At 65.3% G+C, this 15,233-nt stretch carries 14 protein-coding genes; 6 read left to right on the plus strand and 8 right to left on the minus strand.

The window, feature by feature from the left end; all coding sequences use genetic code 11:
- The first annotated feature begins 63 nt into the window (after positions 1 to 63).
- The 3 genes from AC4ELH_RS28820 to AC4ELH_RS28830 all read left to right on the plus strand — a co-directional run bounded on the left by AC4ELH_RS28820 (position 64) and on the right by AC4ELH_RS28830 (position 3,736).
- A complete protein-coding gene (locus AC4ELH_RS28820) occupies positions 64 to 1,365 on the plus strand; it encodes an acetyl-CoA C-acetyltransferase (RefSeq protein WP_064934264.1) in 1,302 nt (433 codons plus the stop codon).
- Positions 1,366 to 1,780: 415 nt separating this feature from the next.
- Positions 1,781 to 2,692, plus strand: coding sequence for a TIGR03564 family F420-dependent LLM class oxidoreductase (locus tag AC4ELH_RS28825; protein WP_498888222.1), 912 nt, complete (start codon positions 1,781 to 1,783; stop codon positions 2,690 to 2,692).
- Between the two features lie 105 nt (positions 2,693 to 2,797).
- Complete coding sequence (locus tag AC4ELH_RS28830; RefSeq protein WP_498888224.1) at positions 2,798 to 3,736, plus strand: aromatic alcohol reductase; 939 nt, start codon at positions 2,798 to 2,800, stop codon at positions 3,734 to 3,736.
- Positions 3,737 to 3,746: 10 nt separating this feature from the next.
- On the opposite strand, the gene AC4ELH_RS28835 is transcribed toward AC4ELH_RS28830, so the two are convergent.
- A complete protein-coding gene (locus AC4ELH_RS28835) occupies positions 3,747 to 6,650 on the minus strand; it encodes an MMPL/RND family transporter (RefSeq protein WP_498888226.1) in 2,904 nt (967 codons plus the stop codon).
- Entirely contained in the window at positions 6,647 to 7,093 is a 447-nt protein-coding gene (locus AC4ELH_RS28840) for an MmpS family transport accessory protein (protein ID WP_498888228.1), read from the minus strand. Before AC4ELH_RS28840 ends, AC4ELH_RS28835 begins: the two co-directional genes overlap by 4 nt.
- Before the next feature lie 137 nt (positions 7,094 to 7,230).
- On the opposite strand from AC4ELH_RS28840, the gene AC4ELH_RS28845 reads away from it, so the two are divergent.
- Entirely contained in the window at positions 7,231 to 7,857 is a 627-nt protein-coding gene (locus AC4ELH_RS28845; RefSeq protein WP_463793995.1) for a TetR/AcrR family transcriptional regulator, read from the plus strand.
- A 4-nt stretch (positions 7,858 to 7,861) separates the two neighbouring features.
- Here the strand turns inward: AC4ELH_RS28845 and AC4ELH_RS28850 are convergent, their stop codons facing one another.
- Together AC4ELH_RS28850 and AC4ELH_RS28855 are read right to left on the minus strand one after the other, a co-directional pair.
- On the minus strand, positions 7,862 to 8,155 hold the full coding sequence (locus tag AC4ELH_RS28850; RefSeq protein ID WP_064957889.1) for a DUF3618 domain-containing protein: 294 nt from the start codon (positions 8,153 to 8,155) through the stop codon (positions 7,862 to 7,864).
- Positions 8,142 to 8,552: a phage holin family protein gene (locus tag AC4ELH_RS28855; protein ID WP_064882151.1), complete on the minus strand. Its 411-nt coding sequence runs from the start codon at positions 8,550 to 8,552 to the stop codon at positions 8,142 to 8,144. Before AC4ELH_RS28855 ends, AC4ELH_RS28850 begins: the two co-directional genes overlap by 14 nt.
- A 169-nt stretch (positions 8,553 to 8,721) precedes the next feature.
- Here AC4ELH_RS28855 and AC4ELH_RS28860 point away from each other — a divergent pair, with 169 nt between their 5' ends.
- A complete protein-coding gene (locus AC4ELH_RS28860; RefSeq protein ID WP_498888231.1) occupies positions 8,722 to 8,994 on the plus strand; it encodes a DUF4235 domain-containing protein in 273 nt (90 codons plus the stop codon).
- A 35-nt stretch (positions 8,995 to 9,029) separates the two neighbouring features.
- Here AC4ELH_RS28860 and AC4ELH_RS28865 read toward each other — a convergent pair whose 3' ends face one another.
- The 4 genes from AC4ELH_RS28865 to AC4ELH_RS28880 form a co-directional block, all read right to left on the minus strand.
- Positions 9,030 to 9,521: a hypothetical protein gene (locus AC4ELH_RS28865; RefSeq protein WP_498888233.1), complete on the minus strand. Its 492-nt coding sequence runs from the start codon at positions 9,519 to 9,521 to the stop codon at positions 9,030 to 9,032.
- A 110-nt stretch (positions 9,522 to 9,631) separates the two neighbouring features.
- Positions 9,632 to 10,273, minus strand: a complete 642-nt coding sequence (locus tag AC4ELH_RS28870; protein ID WP_055119693.1) for a DUF1361 domain-containing protein — start codon at positions 10,271 to 10,273, stop codon at positions 9,632 to 9,634.
- A 91-nt stretch (positions 10,274 to 10,364) separates the two neighbouring features.
- Complete coding sequence (locus AC4ELH_RS28875) at positions 10,365 to 11,948, minus strand: phospholipase D family protein (protein WP_498888235.1); 1,584 nt, start codon at positions 11,946 to 11,948, stop codon at positions 10,365 to 10,367.
- Between the two features lie 100 nt (positions 11,949 to 12,048).
- Positions 12,049 to 13,887 carry an acyl-CoA dehydrogenase gene (locus tag AC4ELH_RS28880; protein WP_064882157.1) on the minus strand — a complete coding sequence of 613 codons (1,839 nt, stop codon included), beginning with the start codon at positions 13,885 to 13,887 and terminating at the stop codon, positions 12,049 to 12,051.
- A 234-nt stretch (positions 13,888 to 14,121) separates the two neighbouring features.
- Here AC4ELH_RS28880 and AC4ELH_RS28885 point away from each other — a divergent pair, with 234 nt between their 5' ends.
- Positions 14,122 to 15,201, plus strand: a complete 1,080-nt coding sequence (locus AC4ELH_RS28885; protein ID WP_498888238.1) for an NAD(P)H-dependent amine dehydrogenase family protein — start codon at positions 14,122 to 14,124, stop codon at positions 15,199 to 15,201.
- Positions 15,202 to 15,233 lie beyond the last annotated feature (32 nt).

Raw genomic sequence — 15,233 nt, forward strand, 5'->3', positions numbered from 1 at the left:
TACTCCAGAGTAAGAACAGTGGGTAATATGGCCCCGGACAACCCGACAGTGGAGGGCAAACAAATGGCCAACAACACGACCCGGCGACGCGTTGCCGTTTTGGGTGGCAACAGAATTCCGTTCGCACGGTCCGACGGCGCCTACGCCAACGCCTCCAACCAGGACATGTTCACCGCCGCGCTGGACGGGCTGATCGAGCGCTTCGATCTGGCCGGTGAGCAGCTCGGTGCGGTGATCGGCGGCGCGGTGCTCAAACACAGCCGCGACTTCAACCTGATGCGCGAGTGCGTGCTGGGCAGCTCGTTGTCGCCGTACACCCCGGCCTTCGATCTTCAGCAGGCCTGCGGCACCGGCCTGCAGGCTGCGATCGTCGCTGCCAACGCCATTGCGCTGGGGCAATACGAGTCCGCGGCCACCGGCGGTGTGGACACCGCATCGGACGCCCCGATCGCGTTCGGCAACGATCTGCGGCAGGTTCTGCTGGGCCTGCGCCGGGCGAAGTCCAACGTGGACCGGCTCAAGCTGGTCGGCAAGCTGCCGGCCGCACTGGGCGTCGAGATCCCGGTCAACAGCGAGCCCCGCACCGGTATGTCGATGGGCGAGCACGCCGCCGTCACCGCCAAGAAGATGGGCATCAAGCGCGTCGACCAGGATGAACTGGCCGCCGCCAGCCACCGCAACATGGCCGCCGCCTACGACCGTGGCTTCTTCGACGACCTGGTCACCCCGTTCCTCGGGCTGTACCGCGACAACAATCTCCGGGCCGATTCCTCGGTGGAGAAGCTGGCCAAGCTCAAGCCGGTGTTCGGGGTCAAGGCCGGTGACGCGACCATGACCGCGGGCAACTCGACCCCACTGACCGACGGTGCCTCGGTGGCGCTGCTCGCCAGTGAGGACTGGGCCCAGGCGCACGGTCACGAGCCGCTGGCCTACTTCGTCGACGGCGAGACCGCCGCCGTCGATTACGTCAACGGGCCCGACGGGCTGCTGATGGCACCGACCTACGCGGTGCCTCGCCTGCTCGCCCGCAACGGGTTGACGCTGCAGGACTTCGACTTCTACGAGATCCACGAGGCGTTCGCCTCGGTGGTGCTGGCCACGCTGGCGGCCTGGGACTCCGACGAGTACTGCAAGGAGCGCCTGGGTCTGGACAAGGCGCTCGGCAGCATCGACCGCGCCAAGCTCAACGTCAACGGTTCCTCGTTGGCGGCGGGTCACCCGTTCGCGGCCACCGGTGGCCGGATCGTGGCCCAGTTGGCCAAGCAACTGGCCGAGAAGAAGAAGGAAACGGGTAAGCCGGTGCGCGGCCTGATCTCTGTCTGCGCGGCCGGGGGACAGGGCGTCACCGCGATTTTGGAGGCGTAGCTTGCGGAGCCCGACCATCAGGCTGGAGGCGTAGCTTGCGGCGTGACCTCCGTAAACGCCCAGACCGAAAACATCCGAAAAGTTTCTTTCGGGGATGTGTAACGGCCGCGGCATAGAGGTCGATACACGGGTAGCTCCGTGTTGCCGTCTGACCCCCCGACCCGACGGCAACACGGGGCGACCTAGCTTCAAATTCTCGGCAAATTCGGCCGTACTTTTCTCTGGTTTGAGGGGTACCCGAGGCGTACGATCGAGCGTACGACGGGTTCGGGAGTGACTGATCCAAAGAGTCGGTACAGGGGTGAAAGACCGGCTGCGTGAGACGAATTGAAACGCCCCCAGGTGTCCTCCCGAACCCGCCCTTTTTGTCTTGATCCCCGCATCGTCTGGCCCATACGGCCCGTAGCGTGGTGACATGCAGACCAGCCTCATCGCCTCGCTCAGTGACACCGGTGGCCGCTCCCCGATCGACGCCACAGTAGAGAATCTCGCGCAATTGCACGACGAGGGATTCCGGCGGGTCTGGATGACCCAGATGCCCTACGAACCGGACCTGTTGACCGTGCTCGCTGTCGCCTTCCGTGAGGTCGTCGGGATCGAGGTGGGCACCGGCGTCATCCCGATCCAGAATCAGCACCCGATGCTGCTGGCGCAGCGTGCGCTCACTCTCAACCTGATCAGCGGCGGCCGGTTCCTGCTCGGCCTCGGCATGACCCATGCCGCGGTGACCGAGGGGATGTGGGGCATTCCGTGGGACAAGCCGGTGCGTCGGCTCCGTGAGTATCTGGACGGACTACAACCGTTGTTGGCAGGCGAACCCGCCGACGCACCGGGCGAGACGGTGACCACGCGCGGCGCGCTGCAGATCCCGGGGGCGACGGCACCAGACGTGTACATCGCCGCGTTGGGGCCACAACTGCTCAAGCTCGCGGGCCGTCGCACAGCGGGCACCGTCACCTGGATGACCGGCCCGACCACACTGGCCGAACACGTGTCCCCGACACTGCGCGAGGCGGCCGGGGACCGCCCGGTCCGCGTCGTCGCGGCACTTCCGGTCAGCGTCACCGACGATGTCGACGGCGCCCGTGCCCAGGCCGCCAAACAGTTCGCCATGTACGGGCACCTGCCGTCGTACCGCGCCATGCTCGACCGGGAGGGCTACGCCGGTCCCGAGGATGCCGCCATCATCGGCGACGAAAGCACTGTGGCAGAACGCATTCGGGCGCTCGGAACGATTGGTGTCGACGAATATGTCGGGGTGGTGTTCGACGCATCGCCCGAGAACCGGGCCCGCACCAGGGCGCTGCTGCGCTCGCTCGACAGCTGACGGGGATGATTGTCGCCGATCTGGCGGTTGCAGTCCTTGCCGGTGGCCGCAAGTGGATGTGGTTGCCGAGGCAAGCTTGACGCACCACCAGTAACGGAGGCCGCATTGCCCACAACGTCATCAGCGGCAGACAGCCCCAGCATTCTCGTGATCGGGGCAGGAGAACTCGGCGCCGGCGTGTTGTTCGCTCTCTCCCATCACGTCGCGCGCCCTCCGGACGCAACTCTCGCGGTGCTGCGGCGGCCGCCGGCAGCGGGTGCCGAGGCGGCGAAAAGTGATGCTCGCCGTAGGGAACTGGTCGAGTGGGGAATCACGGTAGAACATGCCGACGTCTCGACGGCGTCGGTGGCAGAGCTCGCAGCCGTAATGGGCCGGTACCACACGGTCATCAGCTGTGTCGGTTTCGCGGCGGGGCCGGGCACACAGCGCAAACTCGCTCGATCGGCCCTCGCGGCCGGAGTGCCGCGGTTCTTCCCATGGCAGTTCGGTGTCGACTATGACGAGATAGGTCGCGGTAGCGCGCAGCCGCTGTTCGATGAGCAGCTCGACGTGCGTGATTTGCTGCGAGGCCAGCACACCACGGAGTGGGTGATCGTCTCCACTGGCATGTTCACCAGTTTCCTGTTCGAACCCGAGTTCGGCGTCGTGGATCTGCCTGCCGGTACCGTGCATGCGCTCGGAAGTTGGGACAACCAAGTCACCCTCACCACTCCCGAAGATATCGGGGCACTGACCGCCGATATCGTCTTCGCCGAACCGCGACTTCGCGACACTGTTGTCTATCTCGCCGGGGACACCATCAGCTACCGCGAACTCGCCGATATCGTCGAACGGCTCCGTGGGAGTGCGGTGAACCGCACGCTGTGGACCGATGACTTCTTGGCCGAGCAGTTGCGGCAGCACCCAGAGGACACGATGAGCAAGTACCGGGCGGTGTTCGCCCGCACCAACGGTGTTGCCTGGTCGAAAGACCAGTCCTACAACGCTGTTCGCGGGATCACCACCACGACCGCCGAGGAATGGGCGCGGACGAACCTGGCGTGATGTCCGGCCTCTAAGTCGATGTGGTCGGCTCGGGCTCGGATTCCGGCTCGAGCAGTTTGCGAACCGAGGTGCGAGATCCGTACGGGCGCAACATGCGACTGGCCGGGCGGGGCCGCACGATCTGCGGCCACCAGAACCACCGGCCGAGCAGCGCCGCGATGGACGGCGTCATGAACGACCGCACGATCAAGGTGTCGAAGAGCAGACCGAGGCCGATGGTGGTACCGATCTGCCCGAGCACGATGAGATCGCTGAAGATGAACGAGGACATGGTGGCGGCGAACACCAGGCCGGCCGCGGTCACCACCCGCCCGGTCCCGGCCATGGCGCGGATGACGCCGGTCTTGAGTCCGGCCCCGATCTCTTCCTGGAAGCGGGATATCAGCAGCAGGTTGTAGTCCGCTCCGACCGCCAGCAGCAGGATGATGGCCAGAGCCAACACGATCCAGTACAACTGGATGCCGAAGATGTACTGCCACACCAGAACTGACAGACCGAACGAGGCTCCCAACGACAGCACGACCGTGCCGACGATGACCATCGCGGCGACCAGGCTGCGGGTGATGAACATCATGATGAGCAAGATCAGGCTGATGGCTGCCAACGCGGCGATCAGCAGGTCGTACTTGGCGCCGTCCTGAATGTCCTTGTACGCAGAAGCAGTTCCGGCCACGTAGATCTTGGCGTCCGACAGCGGCGTGGCCTTGATCGCGTCGAACGCGGAGTCCTTGAGCGCATCGATGTGCGAAATACCCTCGGGTGTGGCGGGAGTGCCCTCATGCGTGATGATCATGCGGGCGGCCTTGCCGTCGGGTGACATGAACAGTTTCAGGCCACGTTTGAAGTCGGGGTTGTCGAAGGCTTCCGGCGGCAGATAGAACGAGTCGTCATTCTTCGCGGAGTCGAAGGCCTGGCCCATCGCGGTCGAATTCTCGAGGGCTTCCTGGGACTGCGAGTTGGTGCCGGCCGTGGTGGCGTAATTGGACAGGGTGAGATCACGGTTGCGCTCCTGGATGGCGATCTGCGGCGGCAGCAGCGCCACGAGTTTCGGCTGAAGGGCGTCGAGCTTGTCCAGGCTCGCGGTGATCTGACCGAATTGGTCGCTGAGCTTGTCGATCCCGTCGAGCGCATCGAAGACCGACCTCAACGCCGCGCACATGGGGATGTCGAAACAGTGTGGTTCCCAGTAGAAGTAGTTGCGCAAGGGGCGGAACTGATCGTCAAAGTTGGCGATCTTGTCGCGCAGATCGTTCACGATCGCGACGGTGTCGTGGAACGCCTGCGTCTGCTCATGGGTGGCGGCGGCACTGGCCTGCTGCAAGGAGACCTGCTGCTTGAGGATGTTGATCGTGTTGGACAGCTCGCCTGCCTGCTTGAGCAGATCGGCGGCGCGGTCCTGCTGGTAACCCAGATTCATGATCTGGCTGGCGCTTTGCGCGCTGATCTGAAATGGGATGGAGCTGTGCTTGATCGGTGTGCCCAGCGGTCGGGTGATCGACTGGACCAGGGCAATGCCGCGGGTGTGCAGAACGGCCTTGGCAACGCGTTCGAGCACCAGCATGTCCGCGGGGTTGCGCATGTCGTGATCGGTTTCGATCATCAGCAGCTCGGGGTTCAGCCGGGCTTCGGAGAAGTGGCGGGTGGCGGCGGTGTAGCCGATGTTGGCCGGTGCTGATTCCGGTAGGTAGGGGCGGCCGTCGTAGCTGGTCTTGTAGCCCGGCAGGGCGAGTAGGCCGACGAGCGCGATCAGACACGACACCACCAGGATGGGACCGGGCCACCGCACTATCGCGGTGCCGATGCGCCGCCAGCGCGGTGCCCGTGGATTGCGTTTCGGTTCGAGGAGTCCGAATCGGCTCCCGATGGTCAGTACGGCGGGCCCGAGCGTCAGTGCGGCCACCAGCGTCACCAGCACGCCGATGGCGGCGGGTACGCCCAGGGTCTGGAAGTAGGGGAGTCGGGTGAAGTGCAGGCAGGCCACGGCTCCGGCGATGGTCAGCCCGGAGCCGACGATGACGTGGACGGTGCCGCGAAACATGTCGTAGTACGCGGCTTCGCGGTCCATGCCACGGCTACGCGCCTCGTGATAGCGGCCGACGATGAAGATGCCGTAGTCCGTGCCCGCAGCGATCGCCAACAGCGTCAGCAGGTTCGTCGAATAGGTGGACAGGCCGATGACCCCGGAGTGCGCGAGCGCGGCGACGACACCGCGCGCGGCCGCCAGTTCGATGAGGACGGTGACGAGCATGAGGAGCATCGTGACCAGGGATCGGTAGACCACGAGCAGCATCACCGCGATGACCAAGAAGGTTATGCCGGTGACCTTTTCGGTGCCCTCGCTACCCACCTCGAAGTTGTCGGTGATGAGCGGCGCGGCGCCGGTGACGTAGGCCTTGACCCCAGGCGGTGGTGGGACACTCGCCACGATCTCGCGGATGGCGTCGACGGACTGGTTGGACAATGCCTCGCCCTGGTTGCCGGCCAGGTACACCTGCACCAGAGCGGCCTTGCCGTCCTTGCTCTGTGAGCCGCCCGCGGTGAGCGGGTCTCCCCAGAAGTCCTGGATGTGCTCGACGTGCTCGGTGTCCTCGGCAAGCTTTTTCACCAAGGTGTCGTAGAAGCGGTGGGCATCATCGCCGAGCGGCTGATCGCCTTCGAGCACGATCATGGCTGCGCTGTCGGAGTTGAACTCGTCGAAGACCTGGCCGATGGGGCGCATCGCCATGGTCGACGGTGCATCGGGCGCGTTGAGCCCCACCGAACGTGCTGCGCCGACGACCTCCAGTTGTGGCACAAGGATGTTCGTCAGTGCGGCGATGGCCACCCACACGAGCACGATCGGTACCGCGAGCATGCGGATGGTCCGCGACGTCCTGGAGCGGACGTCTGCGCCTTCGGCGTGCTGCCCGCTCATGCCGACTTGTCCAAGCATGCGATGTAGCCGTTCACGTTGTCGGTGGACCTTTCGTCCTTGACCACACCGTTGACGGTGATGCGGCAGCCGATGTACGCGCCGTCGCCTTGTGCCCGCAGGTCGGCGAACATGGTCGGGTCATCAGTGACCAGGGTCTGCGACCAGGGCAGCGTCATGTCCTCGGCCCGCTGGGGTTGTGCGTCGATGTCCAGGTAATTGATGGTGGCTACCGAGCCCGGTGATCCGAATACTTCGAAGAGAACCCGTTTCGGGTTGTATCCGGTGTTCTCCAGGGCGTCGGCACTGGGGCGTGACACCTCGTTGTCGGAACCGAATATGCCGTGTAGTCGGCTGACGGTGAACGCGACGACCGCCACCACGAGTACGGCCACGATCACCGTCCAGCGCCGCCTTATCAGGCTGCCTACCGAGATCCCCTGCATCTCAGAGCCTTTCGACAACGGGCGCTCTGCGCGCCGTGAGGCGAGAGTCTTTGGCCGTTCCAAGCACCTGAACGGTACCGTACGGTACAGTCGATTGCAGGGCAAGGCCTACAGGCAAGTGGCTGTGGTTGCCCGCTATGGAAAGGTTTTCAGTGTCACCCGCTTCGACCGCCTCGTCGCATGACGTCTCACCGCCGGCCCCGGCGACACAGTGGACCGAGCGCGAATCGGAGTTGTTGGCGGTCACCCTGCGTCTGTTGCAGCAGCACGGATACGACCGGCTGACGGTGGAAGCCGTCGCGACCGAAGCGAAGTCGAGCAAGGCCACCATCTACCGCCGGTGGCCCTCGAAGACCGAGCTGGTCCTGGCAGCCTTCATCGAGGGCACCCGGATCCAGTTGGTGCCGCCTCGCACGGGCGCGCTGCGGACCGATTTGCTGAGCATCGGCTCGTCGGTGTGCGCACAGGCACGCGAGCACGGCAGCACGATGAGCGCGATCATGTCAGAGGTAGCGCACAGCCCGGAATTGAGTGCGGCGCTGCAGAATCAGTTCGTTCTGCAGCGCAAGAAGCTGATGACCGAAGTGCTGACGGATGCGGTCAACCGGGGTGAGATCGCCGCCGCGGCGGTGCACAACGAGTTGTGGGATGTGATGCCCGGGTATCTGGTGTTCCGGTCCCTGATCCCAGGACGTCCGCCGACCGAGGAGACGGTTCGGGCGCTCGTGGACGACGTGTTGATGCCCAGCCTGACCCGGTTCTGAGCTGTCAGCGGCGGCGCCACCACACGAGCAGGCCTACTGCCGCGAGCACGGCGAGCACAGCGGCCACCGGAACCGCCGGTTTGGACCGCGCGGCCTCGGTTGCGGCGTGGGCCCGGTCGACGAAGGCTTCCTTGGTCTCGACTGCCTTGTCCTGTGCCCGGCCCTTGACGTCGAGTTTGTCCGACAGCGCAGCCACCGTCTCACCCAGCTCGCTGCGCGTCTTGTCGATATCGGACTGGAGTTCGTCGATGCCGGCGTCCGGCCCCGGTTCGGGCGGAAGGCGATCAGCGGTGGCCATGTCGTGCCTCCTTGAGCTCGTCGAGATCCTGCTTGACGCTGTCGACCGATTGGCTCGCCGGCGGCGGTACCTGTTTGGCTTGGCTGCGGCTGACCAGCGCGGCCACCCCGGCCCCGAGGAACAGCACCGCGGCGACGATGAGCGCGGCCGCCCATACCGGCAGGGCCAGCGCGATCGCCGCCACTGCGGCGGCGACGACCGTCATCAGGCCCAGCACCGCCAGCAGGCCGGCAGCACTGATCAGCCCGGCGCCGAGTCCGGCGTGGCGCGCCGACTCCTGGAATTCGCGTTGCGCCAATCGCAACTCGTCGCGTACCAGCCGTGTGGTCTGCTGCTGTAGTTGGCCGAGGAGCTCGGCCGTGGACGCTTCGTTGATGGTTTTGGGTTCGGTAGTCATCGGTGGGCCTTTCCCCATGCGTACTACTTCTCACACAGCTGTGCCCGACGCAGGGCCCGGCAAAACCTCGTACCGCCGCCGGAACCCGTTAGAACCGGTCGGTTCGGGGTATCCGCACTGTCAGCCCGAAAGCCGTTCTTTCGGGGCCTGGACGATGCGAGGAGAACCCGTGGGCCGACTCTCGAAAACGCTGTACCTGCCGCTGTCGATGGCGACGAGCGTGGGCGGGGGACTGTTGGCCGGCGCGTTGTTCACCCAGATCTGGAAGCGCATCGATGAGCCGAATCTGGAACCGCCCGACCCCAAAGATCTCGAAAGGTCCACCGCCAAAGCGCTGACGGCTGCAGCCCTGCAGGGCTTGGTGTTCGGCTTGGTCCGCGCCGCCGTCGACCGGGCGGGAGCCAAGGGCTACCGGGCGCTGGCCCATGAATCGCCCGTGTAGCGTTCCGCCGCCACGGGCCATTCCGGCATCGCCGATCAATCGGCCCAGGCCCTTCGACTGGTTGCGCGGACGCGGCTGACCGCGATGTGATGCGACCCGTCGCAGTGCGCGGCGGGGATGAGCGGGTCGATTCGGCGGGCGTCGGTGCGGTTGATGTGTCGACCGAGCGCACGCTTTTGCGACGTGGTCAGCGAGCGGTCGCGGCGGGCCAGCAGCTCCAGTTGCTGCCAGCTCAGCCCGTCGAGTTCACCGTCGGTGTCGTGCGTGGCGACGACGACGCATCCGCGCAGCAGCGGAACCGACTTGGGGGTGAAAGCTGTTGTGGCCAGCAGGAGTTCGGTTGCCTTCCGGTTCACGTGACGCTGGCATGAGTGTGTTGACGGGCTGAACCAGAAGTCGAACTGCCGATCCGCGGAGGTCAGGCAGTGCAGCCCATGGTCGTGGACGAGCTGGTTGATATCGGCGGTGGTGTAGGCCCGGGTTTCATAGACGGCGCCGTAGACGCTGAAATATAGGACGGTGTTCATGGTGGTGATCCATTCGCCTCTTTCTGATTCAGTGCGGTCGCGGACTCGCGCCGCTGATACAGAAGTTACCCATGTGGCAAATGGGATAAACCGCGATAACGATCAGGACACTATCTGCGCACATTCAGTCCGTTGAGTGCCCAGATCGTCAGATACGCCAACCCGAAGAACGCTGCAACAGCTATCGCCACGCCGGTCGACTGCACATAGGACAGCGGTGCGCGCATCCAGTCGAACGTCGCCGCGACCACCGCATCGGGCCGGGTCACCAGGTCCCAGGAGTTCCAGCGCTGGAACCGGCCGATGACCACGCCGACGGCGCACCCCGCCACGGACAGCACGACGGCCAGCCAGCCCCAGAACGAGCCGAATTCGTCGTCAAGGCGCTGATGCACCAGCAACAGCGAGACCACGCCCAGCAGCATCCCGGTCCACGCGGCGAATCCGTACTGCAGCACGTGACGCCACAGCTCGTAGCCCTCGCCGAGGTGGACCAGATCGGTCACCAGATAGGGAGCATTCGGCAGGAACGCCAACCAACCCAGTCCCAGCGGCAACAGCCACAGTCGTCGCTCGACCAGATCGAAAGCGATCGCGAAGACCATCGGGATCCAGGCGAGCACCAGGTTCCACACCAGGAACTTGGTCGGGTAGGACATCGGCGCCGCCGGATCGGTGATCCCGAGGGCCAGGGTGAGCGCGGTCGTCGCCATCAACGACATGACGAGCAAGATGCCGCGGGCTTCAGTCATGCGACCAGTTTGTCATCCGCCGAATGTTGGCTTGTGTCCCATATTTCGGCCGAATTTGAGACACGAGCCAACGTTGGGCTTGGTCACCGCACTACCAGCGCCGGTGCAGCCGGTCGCGGTAAGACCGCCCGTCGGGGTCGTAGACGGCGCGGTACACCGGTTTTGCCCACGCCTGGGTGAGCCGGGCGAGACGCTCGGGTTGATGCGGCCGGAGCCGCCCGGGCGGGCGCGGGCCGGTCCGCCCGCCGTCATGCCAGTCCTGCAGCGCCTGTGCCGACGCCGTGACGGCCTCGACCGCAGCCGCCGGATCGATCAGGTCGACATCGTCGTGGGGGGCGAGGTCGAGATGTTCGGCGAGTAGCCGCAGCCGGAGGTTGCGGGCGAACACCCGGGCACCTTCGCCGCGGCCCGCTGGGTCACGGGGTTCACGTTGGTCGCGGGTGCCGTCGAGTACTGCGCACGACAACTCGCTGTCGTGCGTCCAGGACCGCCGGTTGAAGTTGTCGCTGCCCACGCAGGCCCAGACATCGTCGATCACACACACTTTTGCGTGTACGTAAACCGGTGTCCCCATGTGGTTTTCGATGTCGAAGATATGTACACGCCGCGGGTCGGCGGCGCGGCACGTCTCGATCGCCTGCTGGCGGCCCACCTGGTTGGGTGGCAGGGCCCAGCGGCCATCGACATCGGGGTGTCGCGGCACCACCGCGATCAGGTGTAGGTCAGGGTTGTTCGCCAACGCGTCGGCGAACAACTGCGAAACCTGCTTGGACCACAGGTATTGGTCTTCGAGATAGATCAGGCTCCTGGCCCGCTGCACGGCTTTCGTGTACCCACGTGCCACGCTGCGCTCGCCGTGCGGGGCAAACGCGTACTCGAAGTGGGCATCGGGATAGGTCCGCAGAACTTGCACGGCCTGTCGGCCGCAGGGTGGGGGATCGGGTGGCTGCGGCGGCAATGTGCCGGCGTTCAGGTCGGAGCGGCGAAGTTTATCGGCGATCCAGGCGATCGGCGACAGCATGTCCAACGGTGCCGGGTCGGTCCAACGCTCCCGGAACGTGAAGTCCAGCGAGCCGACCGCCGGTCCCTGGATGCGTAGCTGGACGTCGTGCCACGGCGGGTGTTCGCCGTACTGGCGAGCCATCCGCATCGACTGCGGATCCCCATGATGGTCGGCGTCGTCGCGGCGCGAGTGGCACAGGTCGATACCGCCGGCGAAGGCGACGTCGCGTTCGGGTGCGCCGGGATGGCGCAGTACGACGAGCTTTTGGTGATGGGAACCGCCGATGCGCACCCGTTGGTCGAGCAGCACCTCCCCACCCGCTGCCTCGATCACGTCACCGAGATGCCGGTTCTCCTCCTCGCTGTAGGCGAATCGGTCCAGGTGCGAGCGCCACATCAAGCCCTTGACGACAACGCCACGCGCGGCAGCCTGGCAGAACAGCTGGGCGATGGTAGGTCCGTCAACGCGCATCCGTTCGTCGGGGTCGCCGCGCCAGTCGGTGAAGAACAGATGGTCGCCTCGGCGCATCTCGCTCACCTCGGCGGCCAGCCGATCGAAGTAGGTTGCGCCATGGATCAGCGGTTCGACCCGGTTGCCGGCACACCAGTCAGGCAACAAGGTGTCCGGATTGCCGCGTTCCTCTGTCGTGAGGAACCAATTCGTCAACTCCATGGGCACTGTCCGGAGATACCCGTTGGCGGCCGTGTCTGCACCCGGGTGCATCAAAGACAAACGCCCCCGGGTAACCCGGGGGCGTTCGACTTCGAACTTCTTAGAACGCAGCCTCGTCGAGCTCCATCACCTCGTTGTCGAGGGTCTCGATGACCTGACGGGTGCTGCTCAGCAGCGGCAGCATGTTCTTGGCGAAGAACGATGCGGCGGCGATCTTGCCGTCCAGGTAGGTGCGCTCCTCGCCGGTGGCGCCGGCGTCGAGCTTCTCGATGGCCACTGCGGCCTGGCGGGCCAGCAGCCAGCCGAGCAGCAGGTCGCCGACCGACATCAGGAAGCGGACCGAACCCAGACCCACCTTGTAGATGCTTGCGGCATCTTCCTGGGCGGCCATCAGGTACCCGGTGAGGGTGGCGGCCATGCCCTGCACGTCCTCCAGCGCGGTGGCCAGGAGGGCACGCTCGGTCTTGAGGCGGCCGTTGCCGGTCTCGTTCTTGATGAACTGCTCGATCTCGCCGGCCACGAATGCCAGCGCCTGGCCCTTGTCGCGGACGATCTTGCGGAAGAAGAAGTCCTGCGCCTGGATGGCGGTGGTGCCCTCGTAGAGCGAGTCGATCTTCGAGTCGCGGACGTACTGCTCGAGCGGGTAGTCCTGCAGGAAGCCGGAGCCACCGAAGGTCTGCAGCGACTCCTGGCCCAGCAGGACGAAGGCCCGTTCGGAGCCGCAGCCCTTGACGATCGGCAGCAGCAGGTCGTTGACCTTGTGGGCCAGCTCGGGCTCCACCCCGTGGACGGCCTTGGCAACGTCCTCGTCCTGGAAGGTCGCGGTGTAGAGGTAGACGGCGCGCATGCCCTCGGCGTAGGCCTTCTGGGTCATCAGGGACCGGCGCACGTCGGGGTGATGGGTGATGGTGACGCGCGGGGCAGCCTTGTCCATCATCTGGGTCAGGTCGGCACCCTGGACGCGCTCCTTGGCGTACTCGAGGGCGTTCAGGTAACCGGTCGACAGGGTTGCAATGGCCTTGGTGCCCACCATCATTCGGGCCTGCTCGATGACGTCGAACATCTGCGCGATGCCGTTGTGCACCTCGCCGACCAGCCAGCCCTTGGCGGGAACGCCGTGCTGACCGAAGGTCAGCTCACAGGTGGTGGAGACCTTCAGGCCCATCTTGTGCTCGACGTTGGTGACGAAGGCGCCGTTGCGCTCGCCCAGCTCACCGGTCTCGAAGTCGAAGAGGAACTTGGGTACGAAGAACAGCGACAGACCCTTGGTGCCCGGGCCGGCGCCCTCGGGGCGGGCCAGCACCAGGTGCATGATGTTCTCGAACATATCGTCGGAGTCGGCGGACGTGATGAACCGCTTCACGCCGTCGATGTGCCAGGAGCCATCCTCCTGCTGGACGGCCTTGGTGCGGCCGGCGCCCACGTCGGAACCGGCGTCGGGCTCGGTGAGCACCATGGTGGCGCCCCAGCCGCGCTCGGCGCCCAGCACTGCCCACTTCTTCTGCTCTTCAGTGGCGTTGTTGTAGAAGATCTCGCACATGCCCGCGCCCATCGCGTACATGTAGGCCGCGGGGTTGGCGCCGAGGATGTGCTCGATCAGCGCCCACTGCAGGGCACGCGGCACCGGCATACCGCCGAGTTCCTCGGAGAGGCCGACCTTGTCCCAGCCACCCTCGAGGAGGGCGCGCATCGACTTCTTGAACGACTCCGGCAGCGTGACGCTATGGGTCTTGGGATCGAAGACGGGAGGGTTGCGGTCGCCGTCGGCGAACGACTCGGCGATGGGTCCCTCGGCCAGTCGTGCGATCTCCGCGAGCATCTCGCGAGCCGAATCCTGATCGAGATCCGCAAACTTGCCGGTGCCGAACACCTTGTCGATGCCGAACACGTCGAACAGGTTAAAGACCTGGTCACGGACATTGCTCTTGTAGTGGCTCACTTTTCCTCCTTGTGGAATGCCACCTGAGGTTGGGTACTTTGGATAAGTTACCCACCAGTAACTGCGGCTAACTATACCGTTCGGTAACTTCAACGCAAAGAGACTCTGAGCAATTTCTGAAAGCTAACCAACCCAGTGGTTGATCGAGCCTTGTACCCCTTTCCGTAAACGGGCTTGACCAGCTGTTTTCGGATAATGTGAGGATAGTCACCAATGGTCTACTAAGGTGGCCCGATGCGTCGAATTGCGGTGTGGGGTACGGGCAACATGGGTGCGACGGCGATCAGGTCGGCCACGGGATTTCCGGGCCTCGAACTGACCGCGGTGATCACGTCCTCGCCCGACAAGGCCGGTCGCGACGCGGCGACGTTCGCCAAGCTCGACGCGCCTACCGGAGTCGAGGCCACCACCGATGTGGACGCGGCACTCGCCCAGTGCGATGCGGTGGCGTATATGTCTTCCGGCGATATCCGTCCCGAGGAGGCCCTTGCCGAGATCGAGCGGTGCCTCCGTGCAGGTAAGCAAGTGGTGACGCCGTCGCTGTACTCGCTCTACGACCCGGCCTCGGCTCCCGCCGAATGGGTCGAGCGGCTCACCGACGCCGCGGTGGCCGGCAACTCCGCGCTTCTGGTCAGTGGCGTGGACCCGGGCTGGGGTAACGATGCCCTGGCCGTGATCGCGGCGGGGTTGTGCACCCGGATCCGCACCATCCGGTGCCAGGAGATCTTCGACTACTCCACCTACAACCAGCCGCACTCGGTCCGGGTGCTCTGCGGTTTCGGTGGGTCGATGGACGAGACGCCGATGATGTTGCTGCCGTCCATCCCCACCATGGTGTGGGGCGGCAATGTCCGCTTGATCGGCCGCGGGCTCGGCCTGGAGATCGACGAGATCACCGAGACGGTCGAACGGCTGCCGCTGACCGAGGCTGTCGACAACGTCATGGGCCGGTTCGAGGCAGGCACCCAGGGCGCGTTCCGCCTGCAGGTCATCGGGTGGGCCAACGGGGTCGAGCGGGTCGTCATCGAGCACATCACCCGCATCGACCCGGCCTGTGCGCCGGACTGGCCGCAGCCCGACGAAGGGGTCGGCGATCACCGGGTGATCGTCGACGGCGATCCGCAGTTGAGCATCGTCGTGCGCGCCGATGTGCCGGGTGGCACCCGCGCCGACGGCGGCAACACCACGGCGGCCAACCGTCTGCTCGGCGCGATCGATTGGCTGGCTACCCAGAAGCCCGGTATCTACGACGGACTCGACGTGCCGTTGCACCCGCCGCTGCCTGCCGAGGTCGAAGCGACCCGCTGGGTCTGAGTTCGCTCTGCCGAGTTCTTCCGCCGAGCAGA

The sequence above is a fragment of the Mycobacterium shunyiense genome, from assembly GCF_058270075.1.